Origin of the sequence: Paenibacillus sp. ov031 (assembly GCF_900143165.1) — a bacterium.
In the GTDB taxonomy this organism is placed as follows: domain Bacteria; phylum Bacillota; class Bacilli; order Paenibacillales; family Paenibacillaceae; genus Paenibacillus; species Paenibacillus marchantiae.
In genome coordinates, this window is the sequence record NZ_FRDO01000004.1 from 587,032 (window position 1) to 602,245 (window position 15,214).

Consider the following 15,214-nt stretch of genomic DNA (forward strand, 5'->3'; position numbering starts at 1 on the left):
ACTCCTTTACACAACCAAAAAGAGCGGACTTCTCCGCCCTCCCGGTTTCTTCAATTTGAAGCTGATCAATCAATCTTCGTCAATCGGGAGTGTACACTCATCATACAGTTCAGAGATGTTCTCCCACTCATCATCATCGTCAATCGTAACTAATTCCGGCATGATCTGGCCTTCACTTCCCGGTAAAACCCGCAGAAGTTCAACTTCGTCATAAGGACGTAATGAACTGCGGAGCACCGCATACTGTTGGCCCTTCACTTCAAACTCAGCCAACAGGTCATACGGATGCGATTTACCGTTCTCTTCTTCCAGCTCAACGTGAGCACCAAAAGCCAGACGCAGCGAATCTGTCCATTTCAAGTCTTCGCGGCTGTATTCTGTCATTTAGTTCGCTTCCTCTTCATCTTCTGCAAGAAATGTATTAAACGTCTCCTCGACGATATCCCATTCGGCATCATCTTGGATGACGAAAAGTTTAATATCGTCGCCCTCTTCTTCATAACGGAATGCATAAACATCCGTCTCTCCATCTTCGGGTTCAACCGGAGCAACCATCATGTACTTGGCCTCCGAACCGTCCACTTCGAATTTCATGATGACTTCGAATTCCTCTTCATTACCCTCGTCATCCGCAATGTAAATAATCTCCGATTCTTCTTCCATACCCAGTTGATCTTCAGCCATTGTTGATCCCCCTCACCTTTTACTATTGGCATCCAAATAATTTTGCAAAATCAAGCTTGCGGCCATTTTGTCCACAACCTGCTTGCGTTTTTTGCGACTGACATCCGCTTCAAGCAGCGTTCGTTCTGCTGCCATAGTTGTCAGCCGTTCATCCCAAAGGTGAACAGGTAAATTCAGTTCGCCCCGCAGGCGGTCGGCAAAAGCGATGCATATTTCACCACGCGGCCCTACGGTGCCGTTCATGTTTTTGGGAAGTCCGACTACGATCTCGCCAATCTCATGCTCACGCACAAGTTCAGCAATACGAACGAACTCACCTTCATCCCGGCGGCGTTCAAGTACTTCCAATCCCTGGGCAGTCCAACCGAAGGCGTCACTAGCGGCAACTCCGATTCTTCGGTCCCCATAGTCCAAACCTAATATTTTCATCCATGCTCTCCCATCCTCAAGCCTGCTTAGGTCGATTAATAATCGCCTTCTCAAGCTTCAGGCTGTCTTCTGTCGGTTCATTTCCCGCTGCCTGCATAGCTGCATCACAGCGGAAGCGATGTACATTACCGGTGATTGGCCAGATAAGAACGAACAAGCTCTTCAATCAGCTCATCACGCTCTTTTTTACGGACCAGACTGCGTGCATTGTTGTGACGAGGGATGTATGCGGGGTCTCCAGAAATCAGATACCCGACAATCTGGTTAATAGGATTATACTCCTTATCCACCAGTGCATCATATACCGTGAGAAGAATCTCTTTGGAGGATGCTTCCTGCTCGTCGGCTTTCACATTAAATTTAACCGTCTTATCCATGGAGTCCATTGATGACACCTCGCTCCTGCATGAACATGGGGACCATGTCCTGCCGAATTGATTTCTGCTTATATAATAACATATTCTGACTGCCACAAGTAAACAAAGGATAAGCCAATTGTGTTTTTTGCTTGTCCTTTACTGGCTTCAGCATATTGCATCATTCGATTCCACTCGCTTTCGGGTACAAAATATAAACGAACAGAACCATTTCGATTTATATTTTGAAGATTGAAAGCCGCTCAATGGATTTATGCAATATGCCCGCTAACCAGTGAAACCGCCAGTTTCAACGCTTCATCCAGCTTGCTTGCATCCTTGCCGCCGGCTTGCGCCATATCAGGACGTCCGCCACCTCCGCCGCCGCATACTGCCGCAACTTCCTTGACGATTTTACCTGCATGCAGCCCTTGTTTTACTTGTTCAGCAGGGACAGCTACAACAAAATTCACTTTGCCGTCAGATGGAGCACCCAGTACGAGTACTGCATTAGGCAGTTTTACTTTCAATTCATCAGCCACTGTACGCAGTGCATCCATGTTCGGAGCATCCACACGAGCTGCAAGCAATTGTGTATTTCCTGCTTGTACCACTTGATCTGTCAATGCGCCTGCTTCCATGGCACTCAGTTTGCTTTGCAGTGATTCAGTCTCTCTCGCAGCTTCTTTCAATTGCTGATTCAGACCTTCAATGCGTTTAGGAACATCCGCCACATTTGCTTTGAGCAGGGATGCGGATTGTTTGAGCAATTCAAGCTGACTTTCTACATACAGATACGCGCCACGGCCAGTCACAGCTTCGATCCGACGTACGCCGGAGCCGATTCCGCTCTCGCTCACCAGCTTGAAGATACCAATCTCTGATGTATTGTTTACGTGACAGCCACCACAAAGTTCCAAACTATAGTCTCCGACTTGTACCACACGTACGATATCGCCGTATTTTTCACCGAACAGTGCCATTGCACCCATTTCTTTAGCTTCATCAATAGCTTTCAGTTCAATGTTTACGTTCAGACGATTCCAGATCTGTTCGTTTACCTGACGCTCGATCTCTGTTAATTCTTCCGGCGTAATACTGCCGAAGTGCGAGAAGTCAAAGCGCAGACGTTGAGGCTCTACGAGTGATCCTGCCTGATTGACATGCGTTCCGAGCACATCTTTGAGCGCTTTGTGCAGCAAATGAGTTGCGGTATGGTTTTTGATAATATCGCCGCGTTTGGACGCATCCACTTCAGCTTTAATCACATCACCCACACGCAGTTCACCGGACTCTACAGTCACCAGATGTACGTGTTGTCCCAGCGGAGCTTTGAACAGACCTTGCACTTTCGCCGTTACACTGGCTCCGCGCAGCAAGCCCTGGTCACTCACTTGTCCGCCACTTTCCGCATAGAACGGAGTCTTATCAAGGATGACCTGGCATGTCTGTCCTTCGCTTACGGAGTCTACCAGTGCGTCACCAGCAACGATGGCTACCACTTTTGCTTCCGTCAACAGGTCATTATAACCAACAAACTCGCTTTTAACCGCAAGATCGGCAAGCGGTCCGCCTTGAACCTTCATGCTCTCGCTTTCTTGGCGTCCTGCACGTCCCAGCTCACGCTGCTTCTGCATCGAAGCATCAAAACCTTCACGATCTACCGTCAGACCATGCTCTGCTGCATAATCTTCTGTCAGGTCAAACGGGAAACCGTACGTATCATATAGTTTGAATGCTTCAGGCCCGCTAATAACCGTACGTCCTTCGGACTTGGCTGTGCCGCTGATATCCGCAAGAATAGCCAGACCATCTGTGAGTGTTTCGTGGAAACGCTCTTCCTCGGTTTTGATCACTTTAGCGATAAACTCCTGTTTGTCCACGACTTCCGGGTAGTACATCCCCATCACTTCACCAACAGTCGTTGTCAGTTCATATAGGAATGGACGGTCCAGTCCCAGTACTTTTCCGTAACGTACGGCACGGCGGAGCAAACGGCGAATGACATATCCGCGTCCTTCATTACTTGGCAGAACGCCATCACCCACAGCAAAGGCAACGGTCCGAATGTGGTCGGCAATGACTTTAAGTGCAACGTCAATCTCTACGCTGTCATTATATTTCACACCGGCAAGAGCCGCTGTTCTTTGAATCATTGGTTGGAACAGATCTGTGTCAAAGTTGGAATCCACATTTTGCAGAATGGATGCAAAGCGTTCCAGACCTGCGCCTGTATCAATATTTTTGTTCGGAAGCGGTGTATAGCTACCGTCCTTGTTGTGATTGAACTGGGAGAATACCAGGTTCCATACTTCGAGGTAACGTTCATTTTCCCCGCCTGGATACATCTCGGGATCATTCATGTCGTTGCCATAAGCTTCGCCGCGATCATAGAAGATTTCGGTACAAGGTCCACACGGACCTTCGCCGATATCCCAGAAGTTCTCATCCAGTTTGATGATACGCTCAGCAGGCAAGCCTACTTTTTCGTTCCACAGTTTGAAAGCTTCTTCGTCTTCCGGGTATACCGTTACGGAGAGACGTTCCGGATCAAAACCGATCCATTCTTTGCTTGTGAGAAATTCCCATGCCCAAGTAATCGTCTCTTCCTTGAAATAGTCTCCGATGGAGAAGTTACCGAGCATTTCGAAGAACGTATGGTGACGGCGAGTTTTACCGACATTTTCAATATCGTTTGTACGAATACATTTTTGGGAGTTGGCAAGACGTGGATTCTCCGGTTTCTCCCGACCGTCAAAATACGGTTTCAACGGTGCCATACCCGCATTGATCCACAGAAGGGATGGATCATTATGAGGTACAAGCGATGCGCTTGGCTCGATTTTGTGACCTTTACTTGCAAAAAACTCTATCCATTTGGACCGGATTTCACTGGCTTTCATACGGAGTGCCCCCAATTAATTATAATAGTCCGGTGCGTATTCGCTCCGGGTTGTTAACAAGTAAAAATAAACACAAAAAACGCCCCTGATAGTCAGGGACGATTGTAATCGCGGTACCACCCTGGTTATTGCTGTTCATCCGCAGATGAAACAAACAATCTCCTCGTTGATGCGAAATAACGGTCGCTCCCGGCAGGGTTGTCCTGCACTCCGAAATTAGCTTTCTGCCGCTTCAACTTTCAAGACTCTTCCAGCCATCGGGCTCAGATTACATCTGATCCGAAGAAGTCTATTCTCTGAGGAAAGGAACCTCGGCGTACTTCATTTCATCATCGATTTCTTGTTCTAAACATACCCCTCCATTATATCGATATGCCTATATGGTGTCAACGCACCCTTTAGGACCAGACTGTTGCTACGATTAGTCCGTTCTTCTTTTGATGTAATAGGCAAAAAAGTGCTGCACAATGACCTTCAGAACAGCAAAAACTGGCACCGCTAGAATGAGACCTACTATGCCCGCCAGTTCGCCTCCCACAAGGAGCGCGAAGATAATCGACAACGGATGTAAATGCAAAGTCCGCCCTACCACCTGAGGGGAGATGACGTTGCTCTCCAGCACCTGGCACAGTGTGTTCACAATAACAACGAAAAGCACCATTTTGAACGATACCGTAGACGCCATCACCACTGCAGGAGCAGCTCCAAGAAACGGCCCCAAATAAGGCACGATGTTAAATACAGCGACAATGCTCGCGAGCAGCAGTGCATAAGGCATATCAATGACCATGTAACCAATGTAGGCAAAGATGCCCACAATCACACAGACGATAAATTGTCCGCGAATATAGTTTCCCAAGGCCGTGTCAATCTCTTTCATAACCGAAACAATGGCCTTGCGCCGTGAGCGGGGCAGGTACGCCACAATCGTACGCTCGAACACCTCAAAATCTTTTAACATATAGAAAATGAGAAATGGCACGATAAACACGTTGAACAACACATTAATGGTTGTCCCGATATTATCCATCAGCTTCGTGATCCCCTGGGTCAGCCGATCCTCCATCTGGAAAAACCAGCTGTTCATACCTGTACGCACACTTGGCGGCATCAATTTGTGATCCATATTGTTCATCAGACTCTGAGCACGCATTGACAGTTCAGGCATATGCTCGTTCAGTTCCTCCAACTGTTCAATCAACACTGGAATCACATTCATCAAGATGACCCCGATACAGGTGAGGAAAAAAGCATAGATTAACAGCACGGCAATGGTTCGAGGGACTTTGCGCCCTCCCAGCATGCTTACAATCGGATTGAGAACATAGGATATGATGAGGGCCACGATAAATGGTGCCAGCACTGTTTTCAAAAATCCATATATATGAAGCAGTAATGGCCGCAGCAGCCATATAAAATATAGAATAATCAATCCGAGTAGCAGCCAGATGGCATAACGGAACAGCTTGTTTTTGGTTAATTGTTCCACTTGCATCTCTCCCTTTTGGACTGGCTCTGAAAGTCAGTATATGTAAGGAAGGGAATATTTATTAACACACAAAAAAAGCGTCTCCTTCATAACGAAGGAGACGCATCTTGTGATCCGGGTTAGCATATATTCATACAAGTTCCCTTGAACCACTATGTAACCGCAACTATATACATCTGTCATCATTTCATGACAGCATTCAATGACAGTCTTTGTCATGAAACCGCATATAGAAGAAGTTATGCTTCTTATTAAGAAGAAGCATGAAGATGAGGGAAGTCTTGCGGCAGCTCTTCCCCGAAGAACAGATCATCGAGGGAGCTGAGCGTGCCATCTTCTTCCACTTGGTATACGGACATTTTCTCACCGTTCACTGTTAATTCGATAAAGCATCCCCAGCAATAAAACTGGTGGGAACCGATTTTCCCAATATCTTTGGAACTACAGTTTGGACATTTCATATTCATTCACCTATCCATTAACAGAATGAATGGCATTTTCCAAGCGCTGTTCACTCAGCGGCGGCACCATAATGGCACTTTCCCCAATAGACATATCGCTTGTACATGGCAGCCATTTGCGGCCCTCAATCAAATCGGACACAAAACCGTCCGTAATTTCAATCCCTATTATTGTATTTCCCAACTCCTGGTCAAAATAAACATCAGAGACACGTCCAAGCAGCAAACCTTCTTCGGTGAGCACGGACATCTCCTTCAATTTAGACTGGCCGAGGAGGTACGTGTGTTTTATGTCGTCGGCTCCCGTTTTGCGGACAGCCTGTTGATTACGGATCATGACGGCATCTTCGCCGTAGGCAACGATATCTTGCCACTGCACGATTTTGACATGACTGGTAAACAGGCCTTTGTTTTCAAGTTCAATGCCTTCAATTTTCCAATCGTCATTCACAATGAAATCCTGGATTTTACCGACCTGCTTTCCATCCTCAACGTCAAAAACGGCAAGTCCGATCATTTCCTGAAGCTTCATCGCAGGGTCCCCCTCATCTTCTTATCATTAAATAGTCGCGGCGCTATTGCTAGGTATGCCCAAAGTTGATGAGTGGCAATCAGACGCCGATCATCAAAACCGCTTCTATCCAACCGATGAAATGGAACTTCTTCCCTCCTTCTGTTCCATGTGCAAAGAGCCCCTTAGGCTCTATTACGCAGTCGCCCAAGAATGGTTCCAATTTTTTCGGCGGTTATCATGATTTCTTCCGTAGTATTACCCAACCCCCAGCTAAAACGAATCGCGGAATGCAAAAATGTCTCCGGCAGCTTCATCGCTTTGAGTACATGGGATACTTCGAGGGAACCGGAAGTACATGCCGAACCGCTCGCAACTGCGATGCCTTCCATATCCAGATTCATGAGCATCGTCTCTGTGGAAACTTCCGGAAAGCTGATGTTCAGGATATTGGGCAGCGTATATTCCGGATGTCCGTTGACGTGGAAATGCTCCAACCCTACATGCTGCTCCAATTGTTCCAGAAGTAATGATCGCAATGCCAGATCATGTTCACGGCGCGCATCCGCTTGTTCTCCTGATATTTTCAACGCCTCCGCAAAACCAGCGATACCCGCTATATTCTCGGTACCCGCCCGTCGCTGCCGTTCCTGAAGGCCACCATGAGATCTCGCTTCCAGCACAATTCCGCGCCGTACATATAGTGTACCCACACCTTGAGGACCATTAATTTTATGAGCAGAGAAGCTGATCAGATCCACAGGCAGTTCCTTGCAGGAAATTTCCTGGGTGCCAAGAGCCTGAACTGCATCGGTATGGAACAAAATATCATGTTGACGGGCCAATTCACCAATTTCGCGGATAGGCTGAATCGTACCCACTTCATTATTGGCATACATCATGGTGATCAGCACTGTATCTGGCCGGATGGCATCTTTCAGCTCTTCCAAACGTATTCTTCCGTACTCATCTACAGGCAAATAGGTCACGTCATAGCCTTGTCGCTCCAACTCCTGACAAGTATGCAGTACCGCATGATGCTCAATGGCCGTTGTAATGATGTGCCGTCCCCGTTCATTTCTCGCTGAAACTGCGCCAAATATCGCCAGATTGTCACTTTCCGTGCCGCCTCCGGTAAATACGAGTTCATCTGGGAAACAACCCAAAGACGCCGCAATGACATCCCTTGCTCCACTGACGGTCCGTTTGGCTTCACGCCCAAAGGCATGGATACTTGATGCATTGCCATATTGCCCTGTCATAACTTTCATCATCGCTTCCGCGACTTGTGGGTGCATAGGTGTCGATGCGGCGTGATCCAAATATATTCTTTTCATTGATTTCACCCCGTTATATGTTGGACTTCCATATTTTCAAATCATTAAAGAAGCTTGTTGCACGGCTAAAGCCCCCAAATATGGGGGCTTTAGTGTGTCGTCTGTGATGCTCATCATCAACTATATTAGATATAGAACATGTAGCTGTCTTTTTGCTCCTGATCCTGGAATGTAATCAGATCCTTCAGCGTTGTTGAATCCAATACTTCTGCAATGCCATCACGGATGCGCAACCACAAATCGCGCTTCGCCGGATCATCTTCCTCCGTGAAATCCACTGGAGAGATTGGACCTTCCAGTACACGAATAACATCCCCTGCCGTTACGGTAGCAGGATCGCCTGCCAGAATGTAACCGCCGTAGGCGCCACGGATACTCTTGACCAGTCCTGCATTACGCAGGGGAGCGATCAATTGCTCCAGATAATGCTCCGAGAGCTGGTTGCGCTCGGCAATACTTTTCAAAGATGTAGGGCCTTCGCCTGTTCTGGCTGCCAGCTCCATCATGATTGTGAGCCCATAACGGCCCTTTGTCGATATTTTCAAAGGAGTCACCTCTTTCAATTTTCGAAAAAACAAGTTGTAAAACATAAAATAACAGGATGTGGTCCAAGACCGTCTTTCTAGGATCCGCCACAGCGGGATATGAAAAATACAGACCTAGTCCCTCTAATCCTCCGTATTCCGATCATAACCCTCAGCTAATGTTAACATATCTGCATGCTTTATGGAAAAAAAAGATTGACGAAATTCCAAAATGTGCGCCTGTGGTGGACACTATCCAAAGTTGGCCGGGTGTATCGTAACTTGAGTCCGGTTATGCTAGAATAAGAAACGAAACACATTTATATAGAGAAATGGTGATAACGATGTCCAAAACAATTGAAAATACACGGGTCGTCGTTGGCATGTCCGGAGGTGTCGATTCTTCCGTCACCGCACTGCTGCTGAAGGAGCAGGGTTACGATGTCATCGGCATTTTCATGAAAAACTGGGATGACACGGACGAGTTCGGCCACTGTACTGCTGAAGAAGATTCAGAGGACGTACGCCGGGTTTGCGAACAGATCGGCATTCCTTACTACACTGTCAACTTCGAGAAAGAGTACTTTGATAAAGTATTTTCCTATTTCCTTGATGAATATAAGTCGGGTCGGACTCCGAATCCTGATGTCATGTGTAATCGTGAGATCAAATTCGGCGAATTCCTGAACAAAGCACTGGATCTCGGCGCTGATTATGTGGCTACAGGCCACTATGCTCGCCTCATTGAAGAAGATGGAACGTTCAAACTGCTGCGCGGTGTGGACAGTAACAAAGACCAAACGTACTTCCTCAATGCACTGAATCAGAACCAGCTGTCCAAAGCCATGTTCCCGATTGGTCATCTTCCAAAACCGGAAGTGCGCAAGATTGCAGAAGCAGCTGGCCTATACACCGCGAAGAAAAAAGATAGCACAGGTGTCTGCTTCATCGGCGAGCGCAACTTCAAAGAGTTCCTGAGCAACTATCTTCCTGCCAAAGGTGGAGACATGGTTGATATTGCAACCGGAGAAGTGAAGGGCCGTCATGATGGTCTGATGTACTATACGCTTGGACAACGTCAAGGTCTCGGCATTGGCGGTTCCGGTAATGGTGAACCCTGGTTCGTGGCAGACAAGGATTTGGAGAAAAATCAACTGCTTGTTGTTCAAGGCGATGCACATGCAAGCCTGTATTCAACCGGTCTGACTGCAACAGGTGTAAACTGGATCGCAGGTGCAGCACACATGCCTAACGTACCATTCCGTTGTACCGCCAAATTCCGCTATCGTCAGCCGGATCAGGGTGTAACCCTGACATGGCAAGAAGATGGCAGCGTGGATGTACAGTTTGACCAACAGCAAAAAGCGATCACGCCAGGTCAAGCCGTTGTGTTTTATGATGGAGATGTGTGTCTCGGCGGCGGAACGATCGATCAGGTTCAAAAAGTGCCTGTACCGGCGCTGCAATAGATTCAATAACAGAAATGAATCCATCCCCATATGGATTTTGTATAATACCGTGTATTCCTATAACAAAAGCCATCTTTCATGTATACCATGACGGATGGCTTTTTTCCTTCTTTTTCCTGCAAAAAAAATAATTATTTTCACTTATGCAGCCAGCCACACTCCTGCAAAAGAAGCCGCAACCCCCAGCAGTACCGAACTGATGACGTATATAAATGCTCTTAAGTAACGTTCCTGCCCCATCAAACCAAGGGTCTCATATCCAAATGTAGAGAATGTGGTATACGCTCCGCAAAATCCAGTCCCCCAAATCACCCAGACTTCTTCCGGGATTGAAGCTGACTTATGCCAGCCATAGAGTAATCCAAGTAACAGAGAACCACTGATATTAATGACCCATGTCCCCCATGGGAAGGCCGTTCCGAGCGAACCGGATATCCATCGACCCAAACTGTAGCGAAGCACCGCACCCAGCATTCCTGCAAGTCCAATCCAGATGATCATGGTGCAACACCATCCTGCGTCGGTTTACTCAGCATTCGCTGTCCAACTTTAATCCCCAATGCACACAGCAATAACCCTGCAAATACACTCACAACGAGGTATATAACAGCCTTCCCCCACATTCCTCCCTCGGATAAACAGACCATATCGAGAGTAAAGGTGGAGAATGTGGTGAATGCCCCAGTAAATCCCGTACCAATTGCAAGACGAAGTTGAGGCGTTATTTTACCTGGAACAGCTATGGTGAAGAACCAACCCAAAAACAGGCTCCCAATGGCATTGATCAGCAGCACTGCCCAAGGGAAGCCCTCACTGGCTGCTGGCATCCATAACTGTATCCCATATCGGCATAATGTACCCAAAATTCCACCGATTCCAATATAGAATATTTCTTTCATCGTTCAAGCATCTCCCGGGTCATGGATCTTACAGCTCTCTGCGCCGCTGCTGGTTTAGACGAATCTTGGATTCATTGCCTTGTTCCGTTGCTTCATAGAAAATACGGCGTGAGAGCTGTTTCGGTAAATATTCCTGCTTCACATAATGGCCCGGATAATTATGAGGGTATTGGTAACCTTCATGTCCCAGCTTCACTGCACCGGAATAATGGGTATCCCTCAGATGAAGAGGGACTTCAGCCGATTTCACCTCATCAATGGCATTCATCGCTTTCGAGATCGCAGTGTACACCGCATTGGACTTCGGACTTTCAACAGCAAACAGGATCGCTTGGGCAATGTTCAGCTTGGCTTCAGGCCAGCCATTATTGCGATAAGCATCCAGCGCCCCAATGGCCTGGGTCATCGCTTGCGGATTCGCAAGTCCAATATCTTCACTGCTCGCTGCAATCAGACGACGTATAAACGTCATCGGGTCCATGCCCAGCTTCTCTACCGCATACAAAAACCAGAACAGTGCTGCATCACTGGAACCCCGGATGCTTTTATGAAATGCTGACAATACATCATATTGTGTCGATTCATCTGCCTTCACAATCGGACGACGAATAGATTCTTCAGCTACATCAAGCGTAATGTGAATCGAGCCGTCCTTCTCTGGCGGTGTAGTCAGTGCAGCAAGTTCCAAGGCGTTCAGCGCACGCCGAATATCGCCATTTGCCATCGTCGCAATATGTTCCAATGCCTCCTCGTCTGCCTGCAGATCCATGAATCCCAAACCTTTATCCACATCCGTCAGTGCCCGGCGCATCGCAATCAGGGAATGCTCTTTGTTTAAAGACTCCAGCTGAAACAGCGTGGAACGGCTCATCAAGGCCCCATTCACATAATGAAAGGGATTCTCTGTCGTTGCGCCGATAAAAATGATCGTGCCCTTCTCTACTGCAGGCAGCAGTGCATCCTGACGTGAACTATTAAAGCGGTGTACTTCGTCGAGGAACAAAATGGTTTTTGTTCCGTACAACTGCTTGTTCGTTTGCGCCTGCTCGATGACTTCACGTACATCTTTGACAGAAGCATCCACCGCATTCAGACGGACAAACTGTCCTTGGGTATGCTGGGAAATAATATGTGCCAGTGTCGTCTTTCCACAGCCTGGAGGCCCGTAAAGCAAGATAGACGAGATCTGATCCGCTTCGATAGCGCGCCGAAGCAATTTCCCCGGTCCAATAATGTGTTCTTGCCCAATATATTCATCAAGACGCTCTGGCCGCATGCGGTCAGCGAGCAGTCTTGCTTGAGGTTCTGAATCTTGCTGAAACGAAAATAAATCCATTGCTCATCACTTCCTTAACGGATTGCCTTTACTTGTTCCTTATTAAATTCTGATTAATCGCTATTCTCTATCATATCATACTCCCGCGGCAGCATACCCATAAATGCGCCAAGCGCACTGCTGACAAAAGCATCCTTGCGCGTAATAAAATGAGTCATCATCCGATTCATGCCTGCCGGGAGTGTGTGCTTGCGCAGTGATCCATTTTCGATCTGATGCCGAATGACGATTTCGGGTAACAGTGAAATTCCCATGCCGGATGTAACCCCGCTAATAATCGCTTCAAGGGTTCCAAATTCCATAATGACCGGACGGGTTACACCGCTAGCCGATAACCATTCCTCCAAAATCTGACGATACGAACATCCCATGCTGTAGACCAGAATCGGTTTACTGGTGAGTTCTTCATCTTCTGGTCCCATACCAGAGGAGACAACGAATAGTTCTTCATCGAATACGGGAGTAGAAGCAATATCAGGGTGATCACATGAACAACCGATAAACGCCCCTTCCAATTCATACCCAATAACCTGATCCATAAGCACCTGGGAGTTACCTGTAGTCAAAGATAAGGAGACAGCCGGATGCTGTTTATAATATTTCGCAAAAAGCTCAGGTAAACGTACCGCTGCGGCAGTTTGCGTGGAGCCTATGCGTAGTGGCCCAGAAGGTTCAATTGTAGAGCTCAACGCTTTACCCGCCTCATCGAGCAGGCCTACAATTTTATCCGCATACGTCAGCAGCATCTCACCTGCTGGAGATAACGTCATCCCCCGATTATGACGGATAAACAGCAGTGTCCCTACTTCGGATTCCAGATGTCGTATCCTTGCTGTGACATTGGACTGCACGTAACCGAGGCGCTCCGCAGCTCGGGTTAGATTCCCTTCTTGTGCGACACATTGAAATATCCTTAAATCCCCACTTTCCATAGTAAACCTCCCAAATAAAACGATATCCATTCTGACATCATTTAAAATGATATCTAATCCATTAACAATCATTATACAGTATAGCTGCTTCGAGCTACAATCGGGGTAATCAGAACACAGCAACTTACTACTCGCTGAGTTCACATAAGGAGTGTTAATAATGATGAGTTGGACGAACACTGTAGCTTTGGTAACCGGAGGCGGTACGGGTATTGGCAGAGCTGCCAGTATACTGCTCGCTAGTCGTGGAGCAACCGTTGCCGTCAATTACTCCCGTTCCCAGGATGAGGCCGAAGAGACTGTACAACATATTTTGAATGCGGGAGGTCATGCTTTTGCAGTTCAGGCTAATGTGGGTTTCGATGTCGAGGTTCGTCAAATGGTAGCCTTTATCACTAATAAAGTTGGCCCTGTGACCGCACTCGTAAATAACGCCAGCATTACGCATCATATCCCAATGAAGGATCTGGAATCCGTAACGGATGACATATGGAATGAACTATATGACGTTAATGTTAAAGGCATGTTTTACTGCGCACGAGCTGTAGCGAAAGGAATGCAGCAGGCAGGTCAAGGCGCAATCGTTAACCTTGGCAGTATCGCTGGCAGCACAGGATCTGGGTCCTCCCTTCCTTACGCAGTTTCCAAAGCAGCAGTACACGGTTTGACGAAGTCTTTGGCACACTCGCTATCCCCCGATATTCGGGTTAACGCCATCATTCCGGGTGCAGTCGCAACCCGATGGTGGGCAGGAAAGGAAGAACAAATGCATCGTCTGGGTGGTGAATTATTGTTGCAGCGAATAGCGGCAAGCGAAGACATTGCACATATGATATGCGCCGCGTTGGAGCAACCATCCATGACCGGGCAACTGATTACAGTAGATAGCGGTCAGACGTTATGATTATGAGCATGGGAAGCGAAGTGGAGGAATCCTGATGAAGCCTTTAAAATATACGCTCCTGATCCTTGTTACAACTCTCATCATGGGAACCTCGTTTCCCGTAGGAAAAATCGGTATGATGTATGCTCCTCCCTTTTTGTTAATGGGACTTCGCTATATATTGGCAGGAGCATTACTAGCGTGGATCATCAGAAAACGTCCCATGCCTGTGGGGTGGAAACAGTGGATGCAAATCGCCGTAATCGGTCTGTTCCAGTCGGCGGGAGTAATGGGATGTGCCTACTACAGCATGAACTGGATTAGTTCGGGAGAATCCGCCATTATCACGTTTACGAATCCTTTGCTTGTCATCATCCTGAGTGCTGCTCTATATGGTGTGTCCTATCGTTTTAGCCAGTGGACCGGTGTGATTCTCGGATTTGTCGGAGTGGCGTTGACCTTTGGATTCCATCTGAGCTTGAGTCCTGGGACATGGATTGGGTTTGGCGGCGCTGTCTCCTTTGCTGTATCCACGTTGCTCATTAAGCGCTGGGGAGCTGCTCATGATACATTTGTACTTACCGCTTACCAAATGCTCGCTGGAGGGGCAGTACTGCTTCTACTGAGTGTGTTTACAGAGCAGCCTCATTTTATCGTAAATACAACGTCCATCGTTGTCCTGGTTTGGCTGACAATTTTCTGTTCCATCATTCAGTTCACCCTCTGGTTTTATTTGCTGCAGAACACAGATCCGGCCAAAACCAGTTCCTTTCTTTTTCTGGCACCGCTGTTTGGACTGCTGTCGAGCTTCGTCTTGTTGGAAGAGCATGTCGGCTGGATTGTGGGTGTAGGTGGGGTAATGATCTGTCTGGGGATTTTCCTGGTTAACCGACGTCCCGTCAGTCATAACTCAGCTTTGGATAAACCGGGTTTGACCCAACGTACACCTGCAAGTTAACTAGCAGAAGAATAACAGCGAAACTTTAGGTGAGCCACTCGAT

Annotated in this window: 17 protein-coding genes; 3 read left to right on the forward strand and 14 right to left on the reverse strand. The window is 47.4% G+C overall.

From position 1 onward, the window contains the following. Nucleotides 1-69 precede the first annotated feature (69 nt). The 10 genes from BUA17_RS20120 to BUA17_RS20165 all read right to left on the reverse strand — a co-directional run bounded on the left by BUA17_RS20120 (nucleotide 70) and on the right by BUA17_RS20165 (nucleotide 8,715). Nucleotides 70-384, reverse strand: coding sequence for a DUF1292 domain-containing protein (locus BUA17_RS20120; RefSeq protein ID WP_024633076.1), 315 nt, complete (start codon nucleotides 382-384; stop codon nucleotides 70-72). Then, on the reverse strand, nucleotides 385-684 hold the full coding sequence (locus tag BUA17_RS20125) for a DUF1292 domain-containing protein (protein WP_024633075.1): 300 nt from the start codon (nucleotides 682-684) through the stop codon (nucleotides 385-387). Between the two features lie 12 nt (nucleotides 685-696). Further along, nucleotides 697-1,113, reverse strand: a complete 417-nt coding sequence (ruvX, locus tag BUA17_RS20130; RefSeq protein ID WP_063566850.1) for a Holliday junction resolvase RuvX — start codon at nucleotides 1,111-1,113, stop codon at nucleotides 697-699. A 125-nt stretch (nucleotides 1,114-1,238) separates the two neighbouring features. Beyond that, nucleotides 1,239-1,499, reverse strand: a complete 261-nt coding sequence (locus tag BUA17_RS20135) for an IreB family regulatory phosphoprotein (RefSeq protein ID WP_024633073.1) — start codon at nucleotides 1,497-1,499, stop codon at nucleotides 1,239-1,241. 242 nt (nucleotides 1,500-1,741) lie between these two features. After that, on the reverse strand, nucleotides 1,742-4,372 hold the full coding sequence (gene alaS, locus BUA17_RS20140; protein WP_072734757.1) for an alanine--tRNA ligase: 2,631 nt from the start codon (nucleotides 4,370-4,372) through the stop codon (nucleotides 1,742-1,744). Between the two features lie 421 nt (nucleotides 4,373-4,793). After that, nucleotides 4,794-5,861 (reverse strand): AI-2E family transporter, encoded by a 1,068-nt coding sequence (locus tag BUA17_RS20145; RefSeq protein ID WP_063566848.1) that lies wholly within the window; start codon nucleotides 5,859-5,861, stop codon nucleotides 4,794-4,796. A gap of 251 nt (nucleotides 5,862-6,112) precedes the next feature. Next, nucleotides 6,113-6,322 (reverse strand): hypothetical protein, encoded by a 210-nt coding sequence (locus tag BUA17_RS20150; RefSeq protein WP_024633070.1) that lies wholly within the window; start codon nucleotides 6,320-6,322, stop codon nucleotides 6,113-6,115. Between the two features lie 10 nt (nucleotides 6,323-6,332). After that, on the reverse strand, nucleotides 6,333-6,854 hold the full coding sequence (locus tag BUA17_RS20155) for a PRC-barrel domain-containing protein (RefSeq protein ID WP_024633069.1): 522 nt from the start codon (nucleotides 6,852-6,854) through the stop codon (nucleotides 6,333-6,335). Between the two features lie 164 nt (nucleotides 6,855-7,018). Beyond that, a complete protein-coding gene (locus BUA17_RS20160; RefSeq protein WP_072734758.1) occupies nucleotides 7,019-8,170 on the reverse strand; it encodes a cysteine desulfurase family protein in 1,152 nt (383 codons plus the stop codon). Between the two features lie 125 nt (nucleotides 8,171-8,295). Beyond that, on the reverse strand, nucleotides 8,296-8,715 hold the full coding sequence (locus tag BUA17_RS20165; protein WP_063566846.1) for a cysteine metabolism transcriptional regulator CymR: 420 nt from the start codon (nucleotides 8,713-8,715) through the stop codon (nucleotides 8,296-8,298). Nucleotides 8,716-9,038: 323 nt separating this feature from the next. On the opposite strand from BUA17_RS20165, the gene mnmA reads away from it, so the two are divergent. Continuing rightward, entirely contained in the window at nucleotides 9,039-10,163 is a 1,125-nt protein-coding gene (gene mnmA / locus BUA17_RS20170; protein ID WP_064635858.1) for a tRNA 2-thiouridine(34) synthase MnmA, read from the forward strand. Nucleotides 10,164-10,304: 141 nt separating this feature from the next. On the opposite strand, the gene crcB (BUA17_RS20175) is transcribed toward mnmA, so the two are convergent. The 4 genes from crcB (BUA17_RS20175) to BUA17_RS20190 are packed head-to-tail and all read right to left on the reverse strand — an operon-like array spanning nucleotide 10,305 to nucleotide 13,330. Then, nucleotides 10,305-10,664, reverse strand: coding sequence for a fluoride efflux transporter CrcB (gene crcB / locus BUA17_RS20175; protein WP_063566844.1), 360 nt, complete (start codon nucleotides 10,662-10,664; stop codon nucleotides 10,305-10,307). Beyond that, complete coding sequence (gene crcB, locus BUA17_RS20180; RefSeq protein ID WP_072734759.1) at nucleotides 10,661-11,062, reverse strand: fluoride efflux transporter CrcB; 402 nt, start codon at nucleotides 11,060-11,062, stop codon at nucleotides 10,661-10,663. Before crcB (BUA17_RS20180) ends, crcB (BUA17_RS20175) begins: the two co-directional genes overlap by 4 nt. Before the next feature lie 28 nt (nucleotides 11,063-11,090). Further along, a complete protein-coding gene (locus BUA17_RS20185; protein ID WP_072734760.1) occupies nucleotides 11,091-12,398 on the reverse strand; it encodes a replication-associated recombination protein A in 1,308 nt (435 codons plus the stop codon). 53 nt (nucleotides 12,399-12,451) lie between these two features. After that, nucleotides 12,452-13,330: a LysR family transcriptional regulator gene (locus BUA17_RS20190; RefSeq protein ID WP_072734761.1), complete on the reverse strand. Its 879-nt coding sequence runs from the start codon at nucleotides 13,328-13,330 to the stop codon at nucleotides 12,452-12,454. A 163-nt stretch (nucleotides 13,331-13,493) separates the two neighbouring features. Between BUA17_RS20190 and BUA17_RS20195 the strand changes: the two genes are divergently transcribed. Together BUA17_RS20195 and BUA17_RS20200 are read left to right on the forward strand one after the other, a co-directional pair. After that, the gene (locus BUA17_RS20195) at nucleotides 13,494-14,234 is read left to right on the forward strand and encodes an SDR family NAD(P)-dependent oxidoreductase (protein ID WP_072734814.1); all 741 of its coding nucleotides are present in this window, start codon (nucleotides 13,494-13,496) and stop codon (nucleotides 14,232-14,234) included. A 34-nt stretch (nucleotides 14,235-14,268) separates the two neighbouring features. Continuing rightward, entirely contained in the window at nucleotides 14,269-15,171 is a 903-nt protein-coding gene (locus BUA17_RS20200; protein ID WP_063566840.1) for a DMT family transporter, read from the forward strand. The last annotated feature ends 43 nt before the right edge of the window (nucleotides 15,172-15,214 follow it).